Genomic DNA, 14,910 nt, shown 5'->3' with positions numbered 1-14,910 from the left:
GGGTCGGACCGGGCCGGTCGGACCAGTGCGGTCGGACTCAGACCAGGGCGGCCGCCTCCTCGGGAGAGAGGCGGCCGCCCTCCGCGTACGCGGTCTCGTACGCCGTGTCGCCGAGGGCGTCCCGGGTCCGCCGCTCGGCCAGGTCGCGCACCTCGCGCTCCATGCGCCCGGCGACATGACCGGGTGGCAGCGAGGCGTCGGCGGCGCCGAGACAGCGGGCCGCGTCGCGGGCGCGCCGTCCGCCGTCCACCGTGGCCAGGGCGGTGGCGCCCATGGTCAGGTGCGCGGCACGCATGTGGGTGGCCATGGCCAGGGTCAGGGGATTGCCGGACTGCTCGAGCGCCGCGCGGATCGTGACCAGCGCCCGTTCCTCCTGGCCGTCGAGGACGTCGAGCCAGCCTTCGGCACCGAGGATGAACGCGTCGAAGACGACGTAGCGCGCGATACGGAACTCCTCGCGCAGTACGCGCAGTTGCTCCCGTGCCTCGGCGGTGCGCCCGCTCATGCCGAGCCAGCCGGCCAGGAAGAGCCGGGCGGCGGGCAACGCCGGCTCGTGCCTGCCACCGCCCTGGTCGATGACCTCGCGCAGCAGCCGCTCGCCGCGCTCCTCCTCGCCGGACTCCAGCAGTACGCCGCCCAGCCGGGCGGTGAGCACGGCCGCCTGGGCGCGGGCGCCGAGGCGTTCGGCGTGCTCGATCGCCGCCTCGTAGTCGGCGGCGGCGAGCGCGCACTCACCGCGGCGTTCGCGTGCCTCGGCGCGGGCGGAGAGGGCCTCGGCGGTGCCCCAGGCGTCCCCGAGACGCCGGTAGATCTCCAGGGCCTCGTCCGCGTCGCGCAGCGCGTCGCCCGCCCAGTCGCTGCGGTTGGCGAGGAAGTTGGCCCTCATCTGCAGATTGGAGGCCAGCTCCCAGTCGAATCCGGGGGTCTGCCGACAGGTGCGGACGGCGTCGTCGACGACCGCGCGCAGGGTGTTCATCTCGCCGGTCAGCATCAGGGCGAACGCCCAGAACGTGCCGGGCGGGCGGCAGGTCTGCGGCTGGCCGGGCTCGTAGGCCGCGGCGATGACCCGCAGTCTGTGCTGTGCCTGCGGGGTCATCCAGTCGTCCAGCTCCGTGTCCATGCACGCCATGTGGGACAGGTGCACCCCGCGTCGGGCCTCGGCGAGCATCTCGTCGCTCATCGGCGGCGGGGCGTCGGTGCAGCGCTGCCACAACGAAGGGACGGGGCCCACCGGTCCGGCGAAGGGGTCCGGGCCCAGCGCCATCACCTCACGGCACCAGTTCCGGGCCTCGATGCGCTGGTCGCGCATCTGCCAGTACCAGGTCAGCGACAGTGCCAGGCACAGCGCCTCCTGCTCGTCGCGGGCGGCGACGGCGTGGCGCAGCGCGGTGCGCAGGTTCTCGTACTCGCGCTCCAGCCTCTGGATGGCGGCCAGCTGGTCCGGGCCGCGCAGCAACGGGTCGGTGGTGCGGGCGAGTTCGCGGTAGTGGGTGAGGTGGGCGCGTTCGGCGCCGGTCCGCTGTCCGGCCTCGTCGAGCCGTTCGGAGGCGTACTCGGCTACCGTCTCCAGCAGCCGGTAGCGCATCTCGTCGCCTCCGGCGAGGTCGCCCGAAGGGGACGCCACCACAAGGGATTTGTCCACGAGTGAGCCGAGCACGTCCAGGACGGCGGGCCCGCACACGGCCTCGGCGGCGGCGAGGTCGCAGCCGCCCGCGAAGACGGACAGCCTCCGCAGGACGTCCCGTTCACCGTCGTCGAGCAGGTCCCAGGACCAGTCGACGACGGCCCGCAGGGTCTGCTGGCGGGGCCGGACGGTGCGGCTGCCGGAGGTGAGCAGCCGGAAGCGGTCGTCGAGCCGGTCGGCGATCTGGCGCGGGGTCAGCATCCGCAGCCGGGCGGCGGCGAGTTCGATGGCGAGGGGCAGCCCGTCGAGCCGGTGGCAGATCTCCGCGCACGCCTCCGGGTCGTCGTCGACGCGGAAGCCGGGGCGGGCGGCGGCCCCACGGTCGGCGAGCAGCCGCAGCGCGACCGGTTCCGGCAGCGGTTCCACCGGGCGCAGCACCTCCCCCGGGACGCCGAGGGGTTCACGGCTGGTGGCGAGCACGGTGAGGCCGGGGCAGCGTTCGAGGAGCGTCTCGACCAGCCGGGCGGCGGCGTCCACGACGTGCTCGCAGTTGTCCAGGACGAGCAGCATGCGCCGCCGGCCGCAGTGTTCGGCGAGGCGGTTCACGGGGTCGTCGCCGCGTTCGGTGGCGGCCCGCATGCCCTCGGCACCGGCGCCGTACAGCACGGTCTCGCGGGCGCCGACGGCGGTGACCACCGCTTCGGGGACACCGGCGGGGTCGTCGACCGGGGCGAGTTCGGCGACCCGGACTCCGTCCCGTACACGGTCCAGGAGTCCGTCCTGTGCGCGGACGGGGAGTCCGTCCTGTGCGCGGGCCGGGAATCCGTCCTGTGCTCGGGCCGGGAATCCGTCCCAGGTCGTCCCTGCACCGTTTCCGTTGTGTGCGGCGGCCTCCCGCAGGAGGGCTTCGGCGGCCTCCTGCGACAGCCGGGTCTTCCCGGACCCGCCGGGCCCGAGGAGGGTGACCAGGCGGGCCGAGGCGAGATCGCCCCGGACGGCCTCGAGGTCGGCCTCCCGGCCGACGAAGGAGGTCAGCCGGGCCCGCAGGCTGCCGGGAGGGGGCGGGAGCGGGGCGGCGCCGTCGGGCTGGGAGACCCGGGTGGGCCGGGAGGGGCCGATGGGCTGCCGTGTTCCGGACGCCCCCGCCTCCGCGGGCCGTGACACCGACGCGGGCGCCGCCGCCGCGTCAGGTCTCAGCAACTCGACGTGCAGGGCGCGCAGTTCGGCCCCGGGGTCGGAGCCGAGGCGGTCGGCGAGCAGCCGGCGTACGCCCTCGTAGGCGGCCAGTGCCTCGGCGGCGCGGCCGGCGTCGCGCAGGGCGCGCAGCCGCAGCACCTGGAGGGGTTCGTCGAGCGGGTGGCTGTCGCACAGGGCGGTCAGCTCGGGCAGCGACCGCTCGGCCTCGCCGAGGGCGAGGGCGGCGCCGTGCCGGGCGCGCAGGGCGTCCAGGCGCCGGGCGTCGACGCGGGCCGCCTCGGCGGTGCGGCAGGGCAGATCGGCGAGGGCGGGGCCCCGCCACAGGGCGAGGGCGTCGTCCAGGACGAGGCCCGCCTTGGCCGGGTCCCCGTCGGACAGCGCGCGCAGGCCCTCGCCGGCCAGCCGCTCGAACCGGTGCAGGTCGATGTCGTCGGCCGTGGCGGTGAGGCGGTAACCGCCGTCGTCGGAGGCCACCGCGTCCGCGCCGAGCGCCCGGCGCAACCGGCCCACCAGCGCCTGCAGCGCCCCCGTCGCGTCGGCCGGCGGTTCGCCGTCCCACACCTCGTCGACGAGCAGACGCACCGGCACGGTACGGCCGGCCCGCAGCGCGAGCACGGTCAGCAGCGCACGCGACCGTGCCCCGCCGACCGGGACAACGGTGCCGTCGGGGCGGAGTGCCTGGGTGGTACCGAGGATGCGATAGCGCACGGGGTCCATTGTCTCCGGTGGGCCGGGGGCGGTCACAGGGTGGGGGCGGGTGGGCGGGTCGGCGGCCCTTCCGCACGCCCCTCCCCTTTTCCGCAGTCCCCTTCAGGCCCCCCATGTCCCTCCATGTCCCTCCATGTCCCTTCGGGTCCCCGTCCCCCACCCTCTCCGGAACCGGTGGCCGACGCGAGACGTTTTCCGGGTGCGCCCGGTACGGTCGGGCAGTCCGCGCGCGGCGCCCCGCGCGTCCCGCCGTCCGCCCGACGGCCCTGTGCCGACGGGCCGTGGCCCGACAGTCAGCCCAGGGAGCCCCATGACCACCGCCACCACCCGCCACAGCGACCGGAGGGTCAGCCCGGTGTTCCTGGGCATCCTGGCCGTCACGGCGGTCACGGGATGGGCCACCTGGACCGGGTTCGCCGACCAGCCGGGCGTCGCCGTGTTCCTGTTCGTGACGGCCGCCTGGATCGTCTCGCTGTGCCTGCACGAGTACGCGCACGCCCGCACCGCGCTGCACAGCGGCGACATCTCGATCGGCGCGAAGGGCTACCTCACGCTGAACCCCGCGAAGTACACCCACGCCCTGCTCAGCATCGTGCTCCCCGTGCTGTTCGTGATCATGGGCGGGATCGGTCTGCCGGGCGGGGCGGTGTTCATCGAACGGCACCGGATCCGGGGACGCTGGCGGCACAGTCTGATCTCGGCGGCGGGCCCGCTGACGAACGTCCTGTTCGCCATCGTGTGCACGGCGCCGTTCTGGCTGGACGCGCTGGACGGCGTGCCGGCCGACTTCCGGTTCGCGCTGGCGTTCCTGGCGCTGCTCCAGGTGACGGCCGCGATCCTGAACTTCCTGCCGGTGCCGGGCCTGGACGGCTACGGCGTGCTCGAGCCGTGGCTGTCGCGGAGCCTGCGGCGCCAGGTGGAGCCGTTCGCGCCGTTCGGCCTGCTGTTCGTGTTCGCGCTGCTGTGGGTGCCGGCGGTGAACGGCGTGTTCTTCGACGTGATCGACTCGATCCTGTCGGCCCTGGGCATCCACGAGGTGGAGACGTACTGCGGCCTGGAGCTGTTCCGCTTCTGGCAGGGGGAGAACGAGTTCTGCTCGGTCGCCGCGTGAGGGAACCGACCGGCGAACGGCCACGGCGCGTGACCGGCCGGCTCTTGACCGGTCAGCCCTGGACGGACCGGCCGCCCTGCGCCGTCTCCGCCCCCTGCGCCGCCTCGGCGGCCTCCCGCTCCATCTTCCCCCGCCGCACGTAGTACCAGGTCATGTTGGACGACAGCCCCGCGAGCAGGATCCAGACGACGCCCAGCCAGCTGCCCTGGACGAAGGACACGACGGCCGCGGCGACGGCGAGGAGGCAGACGGTGAGGGCGTAGAGAGCGAGTCGGGGCATGACGCTGGGCTCCTGTCGGGGGACACTGCTTCACCGACCAGTGTCCCCCATGAGGTCATACGTCCGTCACGCGGAGCCCGGCGTGTGCCTTGTAGCGGCGGTTGACGGAGATCAGGTTGGCGACCAGGGACTCCACCTGGTGGGCGTTGCGCAGCCGCCCGGCGAAGATGCCGCGCATGCCGGGAATGCGTCCGGCGAGGGCCTGCACGATCTCCACGTCGGCGCGGGCCTCGCCGAGCACCATCACGTCGGTGTCGATCGTGTCGATCTCCGGGTCCTGGAGCAGGACCGCGGACAGGTGGTGGAAGGCGGCGGCGACCCGGGAGTCCGGGAGGAGGGCGGCGGCCTGCTGGGCGGCGCTGCCCTCCTCGGGCTTGAGCGCGTAGGCGCCCTGCTTGTCGAAGCCGAGCGGGTTGACGCAGTCGACGACGAGCTTGCCGGCCAGTTCCTCGCGCAGGCTCTCGAGCGTCTCGCCGTGGCCGTCCCAGGGCACGGCGACGATCACGATGTCGCTGCGGCGGGCGGTCTCGGCGTTGTCGGCTCCCTCGACGCCGTGGCCGAGTTCCTCGGCGGCGGCCCGCGCGCGTTCGGCGGCGCGCGAACCGATGATCACCTTCTGGCCGGCCTTGGCGAGCCGGAAGGCAAGTCCCTTGCCCTGCGGCCCGGTTCCGCCGAGCACGCCGACGACGAGCCCGGAGACGTCGGGCAGGTCCCAGGGATCCTTGGCGGGTGCCTTCGCGGGGGCGTTCTGAGGCTGCTGTGCGCTGTCGCTGGGGGTACTGGAGGTCATGGCCCGACTCTACGGGCGCGGGGCGCCCGTTTCCGGCTCACCCGGGCCCACGTGAGCCCCGTCACTGCGCCTCCCGGCACCCCTCGGTCGGGTGAATCGGGGTCGAACACCGGATCCCCAAGGTCCGGTGGGGGCAGGGTGCGGCCCATGGATGCCGTACGGGTCGCGCTGCTGCGGGACGTGCTCGCCGGGACCGAGTGGCTGGGGGCCACCCGGCGGTTCGCGGGAGCCCTGAGGGGGTCGGTGGTGTCGCACGGGGGCGGGCTGCTGCTCGTGGGCACGCGGGAGTACGAGCCGTGGCACCTGGCGGCGCATCTGGTGGACGAGGCGGCCTGGTCGGGCACGCCGGAGCTGGTCCCGACGCTCGTACGGCACGACGCGCGCCCCTCGGACCCCGCGCATCTGGCGGTGGGCCTCGGCCGGCTGGAGGCGGCGCGGCGGGGCGAGACGCTGCTGGTGGTGGCGCCCGGGGAGCCCACGGCCCCGCTGCTGGAGCGGGTGTCCGACGCCCGCCGGGCCGGCGCGACCCTGCTGGCCCTGGGCCCCGGTGACGGCGAGCTGCCGGCACTGGCCCACGAGACGCTGGCCGTCCCGCCGGGCGCCGAGCTGGACCTGGACACCGTGCAGCACCTGGTCGGCGCGGCGGCCGGCGAGAACGCCCTGCCGCCGCCGCGGGGCCACCGCCGCTTCCGGGACCGCATGTCCCGCCTGGCCGACCTCCTGACGGCCCCGCCCCCGGCCCGCTGGTAGCCGGAGCGGGCCCGCCCGGCACTCAGGGCTCAGCCCTCACCTCAGCGGTCGCGATCGCCGTCGCCGGTGTCGGTGTCGGCGTCGTGCCATCTGGGGTCGTTCTCCCACTGGAGGTTGCGCTCACGTGCCGTCGCCATGGCGTGCTCGGCCTCGGCGCGGCTCGTGTAGGGACCGAAGCGGTCCTTGTTGGGGCAGTCCGGGCCCTCCTCGACCTTCTGGTGTTCCAGGCAGTAGTACCACTCGCCCGGCTTTCCGACCGTCCGCTTCTTGAACAGGGGCATGACCGGCTCCTTTCTCCACGGAAGATGGTCCCCCGTAAGCACTGAATTAGACTCGCCGCCATGTCTGGCCAGTCGCTGCTCATCCCAGGGGAGCTGTCTCCCACCCGTTCCGTACCCGGAAACATCCGCCGTCCCGAGTACGTGGGGAAGCCCGCTCCCGCGCCGTACACCGGGCCGGAGGTGCAGACCCCCGAGACCGTGGAGGCGATGCGGACCGCCGGGCGGATCGCGGCGCGCGCGATGGCGGAGGCCGCCGAGCTCATCGCGCCCGGCGTGACCACCGACGAGCTGGACCGGGTGGCGCACGAGTACATGTGCGACCACGGCGCGTACCCGTCGACGCTCGGTTACCGCGGTTTCCCCAAGTCCCTGTGCACCTCGGTCAACGAGGTGATCTGTCACGGCATCCCGGACTCGACGGTGCTGCGCGACGGCGACATCGTCAACCTGGACGTGACGGCGTACATCGGCGGGGTGCACGGCGACAACAACGCCACGTACCTGGTGGGTGACGTGGACGAGGAGAGCCGCCTGCTGGTGGAGCGGACCCGGGAGTCGCTGAACCGGGCGATCAAGGCCGTCAAGCCGGGCCGGCAGATCAACATCATCGGCCGGGTCATCGAGTCGTACGCCAAGCGCTTCGGCTACGGCGTGGTCCGGGACTTCACCGGTCACGGCATCAACTCCTCGTTCCACTCCGGGCTGATCGTCCCGCACTACGACAGCCCGCACGCGACGACGGTCATCCAGCCCGGCATGACGTTCACGATCGAGCCGATGCTGACCCTTGGTACGCACGAGTACGACATGTGGGACGACGGCTGGACGGTCGTGACGAAGGACCGCAGGCGGACGGCCCAGTTCGAGCACACCCTGGTGGTCACGGACACCGGCGCGGACATCCTGACCCTGCCGTGACCGGCACCGGGAGCCCAGGCCCCCGGCTTCGAAGCCCGCTCTCTTCGGAAGGCGGGCTTTCGTCGTTCCGTCATGGGGTAGGAAGTTACCGACAAAGCGTCGGCAAGCTATTGACTTAGGTAAGCCTAACCATAGAAGATCTGGACTCATGGACTCCTTCTCGACCCTCATCCGCACCGCCTCCCACGAGCAGCACGTGGAGGCGGAGACCTCGACGTTCATGAGTGACCTGCTCGGCGGCCGGCTGGGCATGGACGCGTACGCGCGCTACACCGAGCAGCTGTGGTTCGTGTACGAGGCGCTGGAGTCCGGCGCGCAGCGGCTGGCGGCGGACCCCGTGGCCGGCCCCTTCATCCGCCCGGAGCTGCTGCGCCTGCCCTCCCTGGAGCAGGACCTGGCCCACCTGCGGGGCCCCGGGTGGCGCGCGACGCTGACGGCACTGCCCGCCACGCAGGCGTACGCGGACCGGGTCGCGCACTGCGCGAGCGAATGGCCCGCGGGCTACATCGCCCACCACTACACCCGCTACCTCGGCGACCTCTCCGGCGGCCAGATCATCCGCGACAAGGCGGAGCGCACCTGGGGCTTCCCGAAGAAGGGCGACGGCGTCCGCTTCTACGTCTTCGAGGGCATATCCAACCCGGCCGCCTTCAAGCGCGAGTACCGCGAACTGCTCGACGGCATCCAGGCGGACGACCTGGAGAAGCAGCGCGTCATCGCCGAGTGCAAGCGCGCCTTCGCCCTGAACACCGACGTCTTCCGCGCCCTGGGCGAGGAGTTCCCTCTGTCGGCGTAACTCCTGGCGGCGTAACTCCTGGCGGCGTGACTCCTGCCGACGCGGCTCCTGCCGGAGTCACGGGAAGCGCGAGGCCGGCGACGGCCCGTTCCCCTCACTGCCCCCGCCGGAAATGAGGGGAACGGGCTGTCAGCCGGACGCTTCCGGGCGCGGTGTGGTGATGATGGCGGTGCGCAGCGCCTCCACGGCGCGGGCGCGGGCCCCGGCGAGTGCGGGTTCGGCGACCTGTGCCGCCGCGACCGGCACGCTGCGGGGCAGTCCGGCGAAGTGCTCGCGGATCGCCTCGGCGATGCCCGGTTCGGCGCCCCAGAGGCCTCCGAGGACGATCAGCCGAGGATCCGCCAGGGCGACCGCCGCCGCCAGTACTCCGCCCACCGCGCGCGCGAGCGCGCCACGGGTCCGGCGCGCCGTCGCGGAGTCTCCGAGGGCGGCCCCCAGCAGGGCGTCGACGTCGATGGCGGTGGACGCGTCCCGGCGCAGGCCCAGTGCGGCGAAGACCTCGATGAGGGGCATCGCCCTGCCCCGGGGCCCCTCGGTGCAGAGGTGAGCGATCTCGCCGGCCAGCCCGTGGTGTCCGCGGCGGACCTCCGCATCGGTGACCACGGTGCAGCCCAGTCCCTCGCCGAGATGGACATAGACGAAGTCGTCGACACCGAGGGCGCATCCGGTGGCGCGCTCGGCGCGGGCGGCCCAGTTGATGTCGTTGTCGACGAGTACCGCCCCGTCCACCAGTCCGGTCAGCACCGCGGCCGGGTCCAGGTCCCCGACCAGGAACGGGGCGTCCGGCAGATGCACCAGACGGCCGGTGGCACGGTCGACCGGATCGGCCGCGCTGATCACGGCCGTACGCAGCCGGCCGTGCACCCGGGGCCGGACCAGCGTGACCGCTTCGGTCAGGGCCCGGGCGGTCGCGTGCGGGCCCGGGGCGCGCCCCAGGCCGACTTCGGCGCGGGCGGTGGCGGTGCCGAAGGCGTCGACCGTCTCCGCGACGACGCCGTCGGGGCTGATGCTCGCCACCAGCGCCGCCCCGGTGTCCGCGGCCAGCGAGTAGTAGGTGCCGACCCGGCCGCGGCCGGTGGTGCGTTCGCCCGTGTCGGCGAGCAGGCCGGCCTCGCTCAGCCGCCGCACGCTGTCGGAGACCGTCGGTTTGGAGATCCCGGTCCGGGCGGCGATCTCCGCGCGGGTCAGCCGCCCTTCCTCCATCAGCGCGCGCAGCACGTTCTCGTCGGTCAGCGTGCGCAGCATTTCGAGTGACGGCTTGGCCAGTGACATGCCGGGAATTTTAGTCAGGAGTCTTGCCCAAATGTGGGCGCGCGGCTACGTTGACCATCTAGTAAGGGGTCCTGACCAAAGGAGCCGAGCAATGACGCTCGCAACTGGTACACAGCAGGCCGGTCTCCCCGTCCTGCCGCACTGGGAGACCGTCCCCGACGACCTCGCCGCTGCCATCCGCGAGATCAAGCCCGCGCTGCGCGCCCGCATCGAGTCCTCCGGACGCACCGTCGAGGAGGTCTTCGCCGTCGTCGAGGAGGTCTTCGCCGTCGTCGAGGAGCGCGTCCGCGCCCGCCTGGCCGAGATCCGGGCGGACCAGGAACGCGGCGAGAGCGTGTGGCCGGTCATCGACTACGCGGACATCGCGAACGGCACCGTCACCCCGGAGCAGTTCGACAAGCTCCGCCGCCGCGGCTGCCTCGTGGTCCGCGGCCACTTCGAGCGCGACCAGGCCCTCGCCTGGGACGCCTCGATCGTGGACTACGTGGAGCGGAACGAGTTCTTCGAGAACTACCAGGGCCCCGGCGACGACTTCTTCGGCAGCGTCGGCTCCAAGCCGGAGATCTACCCCATCTACTGGTCGCAGGCCCAGATGGAGGCCCGCCAGAGCGACCGGATGGCCACCGTCCAGTCCTTCCTCAACTCCCTATGGAAGCACGAGTCCGAGGGCGTGCGGTGGTTCGACCCGAACCGCGACGCGTTGTACCCCGACCGCATCCGCCGCCGCCCCCCGGGCGCCGACTCCAACGGGCTCGGCACCCACCTCGACCCCGGCACCCTCGACCTGTGGCTGACGCAGGCCTACCAGCAGGCGTTCCGCCACCTGTTCGACGGCAGCGTCGAGGAGTACGACCCTTGGGACGCCGCGCACCGCACGGCCGGACCCCAGTACCCCGGCACCACCATGTGCTCGGCGTTCCGCACCTTCCAGGGCTGGACCGCCCTGTCGGACATGGACCACGACCAGGGCGTCCTGCACACCGTCCCGATCCCCGAGGCCATGGCGTACCTCATGCTGCGGCCGCTGCTCGCGGACGTCCCGGACGACGACATGTGCGGCGTCACCACCAACCAGGTCTTCCCCGCCGACGAGAAGTGGCACCCGCTCCTCATGGAAGCCCTCACCGGTATCCCCGACGTCAGGGCGGGCGACTCCGTCTGGTGGCACTGCGACATGATCCACAGCGTCGCGCCGATCACCGACCAGAAGGGCTGGGGCAACGTCATGTACATCCCCGCCGCTCCCTGGTGCCCCCGCAACGAGGAGTACGCGGCGAAGGTCCGCGAGGCGTTCCTGACCGGCTCCAGCCCCAGTGACTTCCCCGAGGAGCACTACGAGCGCACCTGGCCCGACCGCTTCGACGTCGGCCGGCTGAACGAGACGGGCCGACGCGGCCTGGACCTCGACTGACGGACACTTCCCCGAACCCCGATGCCTTCCGCGCCCTCCGGCCCGGGCAAGGAGTCACCCCGTCGACATGACTCCTGCCGGAATCACAGGAAGCGCAATCGCTCCATGGCCCTGCGAAGCTCAGCGGTCCAGGCCCGGTACGCGGGAACCTTGCGCAGGGCGTCGAGCGCGACCGTCTGCCCCAGCCGCCCGAAGTCCCGTTCCGCGTCACGCCGCCCACCCAAGGCCGTTCTCAGCACGGCCTTCGGGTCGGCGGCCTTCTCCACGTCACCCGGCACCGCCCACACGGCGTCACGCGTGGGCGCCGCCTCCCTGAGCGCTTCGGGGTCCGCCAGCATCCACGCCTCTGTCTCCCTTACGGGCACCAGGGCCACGATCCGGTGGGCCTCGTCGGGGAAGCGCTCGCGAACGGCATCGACCTTGCTCCGCTCGTTGTGGTCGTGGTGGACCATCACGATGTCGAAGTAGCGGAGCAGGTCGGTCACTTCACACACCACCCGGTCCCGGGGCGCCACGGTGAAGCACTCTCCGACATCCACTCCCGAGTAATCGAAGCCGGCCGGCGCTTCAAGGGCGAGTTCGGTGATCTGCCGGTCGATGAGTGGAACAAGGAACCACTGGTCACTGGCCCCCTCGGTCAGGAGAGCAACACTGAGATACCTACGCCCCACGCGCGTACCGCCCTGTGGGGTCAAGGTATTTCCGTACCTCGAGAGGGGTGACGAACGTCCCGCGCTCGCCGCTGTCGGCCACCTTCCGCGCCCGGGTCAGCCGGCGTGGCGGGAGTCCGTCACCGAACCGGGTCACCGTGTCCAGGAACACCACCGAGTCCGGAGCGTCCTCCAGTGCGGCGGCGAGCGCGACCGGGGAATGCGTGGTGATCAGGATCTGCCTTCCGTCACCGGAGGTGAGCGTCGCAGGATCGCTGGTCCTGGCCTTCAGCCGGGACAGCAAGTGCGGAACCCGGGTGGGATGGAGACCGTTCTCGGGCTCCTCGATCAAAAGGAGCCCTTCGTGGGCGGGATCGTGAGCGGCGGCGAGCAGAGCCAGGATGCGCAGGGTGCCCGCCGACGCCGCGCCAGGAGGTACACGGTGCTCGTGCCTGTGCTGAAGCCAGACGTCCCACTGCCCCCACTCGGCATTGGCCGCCACCGCGATGTCCACGAGGTCGGGGAGCAGCGCCACAGCGTCGGCACGGAAGTCGTACCAGGCCTCGGGGTCCCGGGCGATCCGCCCGAGAACGGCACCGAGGTTCTTTCCGTCCTCTGCAAGAGGCGCGGTGTCGTAGGTGGAGGAGACGACACGCATCGCCTTGGGTGAGGGTTCGAGGATCCGCCAGTTCCCGGAGGTCTCGGCCAGCTCTGTGCGGTATGCGGCCTCCTGCACGGGAACCTCCGTGCAGTGCAGCTGACCGGTTTCGTCGGGGCTCAGGTTCGGTGAGGGCGGGATCCAGTCCGCGTCCCCCGCGTAGTGATCGTGGACGTTCAGGACTTCGGTGTCGACGCGCAGGGGGTCCGGCGGATCCGCGTACGTCACCCGCGCTTCCACCCTGAGGTGGCAGTACCCGGCGTAGCCGTGCACGAGCACATGGGCCGCGATCCGCATGGCCCCGACCGGTACACCGTCCGGACCACGCCGGAACAGTTCCTTCGGTCCTCCCCGGCGGGCGTGGTCGACGATCGTCTGACTCGTCGGCTCCCGGATCAACTGGCCCAGCAGGTCCACGGCCTCCAGCAGATTGGACTTGCCCGAGGCGTTGGCTCCCACCAGAACGGTGAACGGCGGCAGGTCGAGGGCGAAGTCGTCGAACGACTTGTACCCGTCGATCTCGATTCGTGTGATCACCCTGCCACCTCCTCTCCGCACTGCCCCATGCGCATGGCGCCACATTATCCGGAGCACTCGCCCGTCAGGAGCGCCTCGTCAGTGACTCACCGCTCCAGCTCTGGGCGGTGCTGTCCGAAGCCGTACTTCTTCAGCAGGTGGGAGGGCCCAAGGTGATGTCCGCGCAGTTGGAACAGCTTCTGACCGCATCCGAGCGGCCCAACGTAACCATCCAGGTCCTGCCGTTCTCCCGCGGAGCCCATGCGAATATGTTCGGGCCGTACGTAGTGCTGGGCTTCCCCGAGGAAGCTGCGCTGGACGTGGTGCCGGCGGACAATCCCACCGGCTCGATGTGGCTGGAGCGAGAGGCCGAAGTCGGCCGCTATCAGGAGTTGTTCGGCGCAGCCCGCACTTCCGCGCTCTCCCCCGTGGAATCCCGCACGGTCATCCGACGCAGAGCCGAGGAGCACAGGGCATGAACACCGCACGCCATGGCACGCCGGATCTGTCAGGCGCGAAGTGGCGTAGCAGCAGCTACAGCGGCGGCAACAACAAATGCCTCGAACTCGCCCACGGTGTCCCTGCTCTCGCCCCCGTCCGCGACAGCAAGGACCCGGCCGGCCCGGTGATCGTGTTCGGGCGCGACGCCTGGCGTGTCTTTCTCACGCACCTGGGCTGACGTCAGCGTTCCAGGACCACCCGGCCCCCGATCTCGGTCCAGCCGTGCGGCTGGGGTGCCGTGAGGATCTGGGAACCGGCGCCCTGGGTGATGTTGAGGGCGCGGCCCAGTCGGTCGGTGAGGAGCAGGGCGGCGGCGCCGGTCGCCTCGTCCTCGTCGATGCCGTCGTCGCGGCCGGGGAAGGCGCGGGCGCGGATCCGGCCGGCTGACTCGTCCTCCCAGGCCCAGGCGTAGATCCACTCCCCCTTCGGGGGCACGGCCAGGTCGTCGACCTCGGCGGCGGTGGCGTACTGGCGCAGGGTGCGCGGCGGCACCCACTCCGCGCGCGCCTCGATCCAGCAGAACTCCCCGTCCTGCCGGGCCCCTACCGTCCCGGCGGACGTAACCAGTTCGGGGACGTCGAGCAGCCAGGCCGCGCCGACACAGGGGTGGCCGGCGAAGGGCAGGCGCAGGGTGGGGGTGTAGATGTCGATCACCCCGCGCTCGGGGTCGTCGACGAACACGGTCTCACTGAAGCCGAGCTTCTCCGCGAACATCTGGCGCTCGCTCGGCTCGGGCATGAAGGAACCCTCCCGGACGACGCCGAGTTCGTTGCCGTACCCACCCCGGGGGCCGCAGAAGACGCGCACCACGTCGTAATCGCTCACGGGGGCATTCAAGCAGCCCACACGCCACTTCGGGACGAAGAGGCAGCTCCGTCGGGGTGCACCGGCCGACCGTCTGCTGCCTCTCCTCCTGCCGTCGTGAGAAGTGCGCTAACTTCCGGCGTCATGAAAAGAATGGGGGCGGGAACCCTTGCAACTGCCGTCGTGGCCGTTGCAGGACTGCTGCTGGTGGGGTTGCCCGCGGTGTACTTCCTGACCGCCTACGGCTGCGGTGAGGAAGAGGACCGGCTCGCCGAGGCGATAGCCGGCGAGGCGGTACTGGGTACGGCGCCGGAAGGGGCCGGCCGGGCGAGCCGCTACCAGGGGTGCGACGACGACGATCTCTTCGTGACCGTGGGGACGCAGTACCAGTACGCCGGTTCACCGAAGACGGCCCTGCGGCACTACCGGGAGGCAGCTCGGGCCGACAGTTGGCGGCCTCGCACCACGGCCGACGGCGAGAAGGTGCCGGAGTGCTTCACCAAGCCGGTGGACGGAACGACCGCATACCTCAGTGTGGAGATCCTGGAGAAAGGCGTTCTCCACGTGGACATCATCGCGGACCACGCGGAATCGGAATGGTGCTGAGTCCACGATGACCGTCTGATCGGACTCCTTGGAGCGC

At 71.9% G+C, this 14,910-nt stretch carries 16 protein-coding genes; 8 read left to right on the top strand and 8 right to left on the bottom strand.

The features are described 5' to 3' along the window. Nucleotides 1-37 precede the first annotated feature (37 nt). Nucleotides 38-3,538 (bottom strand): AfsR/SARP family transcriptional regulator, encoded by a 3,501-nt coding sequence (locus ACIF80_RS06855; RefSeq protein ID WP_399800292.1) that lies wholly within the window; start codon nt 3,536-3,538, stop codon nt 38-40. A gap of 301 nt (nt 3,539-3,839) precedes the next feature. On the opposite strand from ACIF80_RS06855, the gene ACIF80_RS06850 reads away from it, so the two are divergent. Next, the gene (locus ACIF80_RS06850) at nt 3,840-4,640 is read left to right on the top strand and encodes a site-2 protease family protein (protein ID WP_399800289.1); all 801 of its coding nucleotides are present in this window, start codon (nt 3,840-3,842) and stop codon (nt 4,638-4,640) included. Nucleotides 4,641-4,692: 52 nt separating this feature from the next. Here the strand turns inward: ACIF80_RS06850 and ACIF80_RS06845 are convergent, their stop codons facing one another. Together ACIF80_RS06845 and npdG are read right to left on the bottom strand one after the other, a co-directional pair. Further along, nucleotides 4,693-4,920, bottom strand: coding sequence for a hypothetical protein (locus tag ACIF80_RS06845; RefSeq protein ID WP_399800287.1), 228 nt, complete (start codon nt 4,918-4,920; stop codon nt 4,693-4,695). A 55-nt stretch (nt 4,921-4,975) separates the two neighbouring features. Then, entirely contained in the window at nt 4,976-5,710 is a 735-nt protein-coding gene (gene npdG / locus ACIF80_RS06840) for an NADPH-dependent F420 reductase (protein ID WP_399800285.1), read from the bottom strand. Nucleotides 5,711-5,857: 147 nt separating this feature from the next. Here npdG and ACIF80_RS06835 point away from each other — a divergent pair, with 147 nt between their 5' ends. Further along, a complete protein-coding gene (locus tag ACIF80_RS06835; RefSeq protein ID WP_399800283.1) occupies nt 5,858-6,460 on the top strand; it encodes a hypothetical protein in 603 nt (200 codons plus the stop codon). 41 nt (nt 6,461-6,501) lie between these two features. On the opposite strand, the gene ACIF80_RS06830 is transcribed toward ACIF80_RS06835, so the two are convergent. Then, entirely contained in the window at nt 6,502-6,741 is a 240-nt protein-coding gene (locus tag ACIF80_RS06830; RefSeq protein ID WP_399800280.1) for a hypothetical protein, read from the bottom strand. Between the two features lie 60 nt (nt 6,742-6,801). On the opposite strand from ACIF80_RS06830, the gene map reads away from it, so the two are divergent. Both map and ACIF80_RS06820 read left to right on the top strand, forming a co-directional pair. Further along, the gene (gene map, locus ACIF80_RS06825; RefSeq protein ID WP_399800277.1) at nt 6,802-7,659 is read left to right on the top strand and encodes a type I methionyl aminopeptidase; all 858 of its coding nucleotides are present in this window, start codon (nt 6,802-6,804) and stop codon (nt 7,657-7,659) included. Nucleotides 7,660-7,807: 148 nt separating this feature from the next. Further along, complete coding sequence (locus ACIF80_RS06820; RefSeq protein WP_399800275.1) at nt 7,808-8,455, top strand: heme oxygenase (biliverdin-producing); 648 nt, start codon at nt 7,808-7,810, stop codon at nt 8,453-8,455. Nucleotides 8,456-8,584: 129 nt separating this feature from the next. Here the strand turns inward: ACIF80_RS06820 and ACIF80_RS06815 are convergent, their stop codons facing one another. After that, on the bottom strand, nt 8,585-9,727 hold the full coding sequence (locus ACIF80_RS06815) for an ROK family transcriptional regulator (RefSeq protein ID WP_399800273.1): 1,143 nt from the start codon (nt 9,725-9,727) through the stop codon (nt 8,585-8,587). A 91-nt stretch (nt 9,728-9,818) separates the two neighbouring features. On the opposite strand from ACIF80_RS06815, the gene ACIF80_RS06810 reads away from it, so the two are divergent. After that, entirely contained in the window at nt 9,819-11,138 is a 1,320-nt protein-coding gene (locus tag ACIF80_RS06810; protein ID WP_399800271.1) for a DUF1479 domain-containing protein, read from the top strand. An 83-nt stretch (nt 11,139-11,221) separates the two neighbouring features. Here the strand turns inward: ACIF80_RS06810 and ACIF80_RS06805 are convergent, their stop codons facing one another. Together ACIF80_RS06805 and ACIF80_RS06800 are read right to left on the bottom strand one after the other, a co-directional pair. Then, a complete protein-coding gene (locus ACIF80_RS06805; protein WP_399800268.1) occupies nt 11,222-11,809 on the bottom strand; it encodes a DUF4276 family protein in 588 nt (195 codons plus the stop codon). Further along, nucleotides 11,799-12,983: an AAA family ATPase gene (locus ACIF80_RS06800; RefSeq protein ID WP_399800265.1), complete on the bottom strand. Its 1,185-nt coding sequence runs from the start codon at nt 12,981-12,983 to the stop codon at nt 11,799-11,801. Before ACIF80_RS06800 ends, ACIF80_RS06805 begins: the two co-directional genes overlap by 11 nt. A gap of 20 nt (nt 12,984-13,003) precedes the next feature. On the opposite strand from ACIF80_RS06800, the gene ACIF80_RS06795 reads away from it, so the two are divergent. Both ACIF80_RS06795 and ACIF80_RS06790 read left to right on the top strand, forming a co-directional pair. Next, nucleotides 13,004-13,441 (top strand): DUF5753 domain-containing protein, encoded by a 438-nt coding sequence (locus tag ACIF80_RS06795; RefSeq protein ID WP_399801218.1) that lies wholly within the window; start codon nt 13,004-13,006, stop codon nt 13,439-13,441. Continuing rightward, nucleotides 13,438-13,641: a DUF397 domain-containing protein gene (locus ACIF80_RS06790; RefSeq protein ID WP_399800262.1), complete on the top strand. Its 204-nt coding sequence runs from the start codon at nt 13,438-13,440 to the stop codon at nt 13,639-13,641. Before ACIF80_RS06795 ends, ACIF80_RS06790 begins: the two co-directional genes overlap by 4 nt. A 2-nt stretch (nt 13,642-13,643) precedes the next feature. On the opposite strand, the gene ACIF80_RS06785 is transcribed toward ACIF80_RS06790, so the two are convergent. After that, nucleotides 13,644-14,288 carry a PhzF family phenazine biosynthesis protein gene (locus tag ACIF80_RS06785; RefSeq protein ID WP_399800260.1) on the bottom strand — a complete coding sequence of 215 codons (645 nt, stop codon included), beginning with the start codon at nt 14,286-14,288 and terminating at the stop codon, nt 13,644-13,646. Between the two features lie 162 nt (nt 14,289-14,450). On the opposite strand from ACIF80_RS06785, the gene ACIF80_RS06780 reads away from it, so the two are divergent. Then, nucleotides 14,451-14,873, top strand: coding sequence for a hypothetical protein (locus tag ACIF80_RS06780; RefSeq protein ID WP_399800258.1), 423 nt, complete (start codon nt 14,451-14,453; stop codon nt 14,871-14,873). The last annotated feature ends 37 nt before the right edge of the window (nt 14,874-14,910 follow it).

This window comes from Streptomyces sp. NPDC085927 (genome assembly GCF_044540975.1).
GTDB classification, from domain to species: domain Bacteria; phylum Actinomycetota; class Actinomycetes; order Streptomycetales; family Streptomycetaceae; genus Streptomyces; species Streptomyces hirsutus.
The sequence above is the reverse complement of the archived record's forward strand: the minus strand, read 5'-3'. Positions and strand labels throughout refer to the sequence as shown.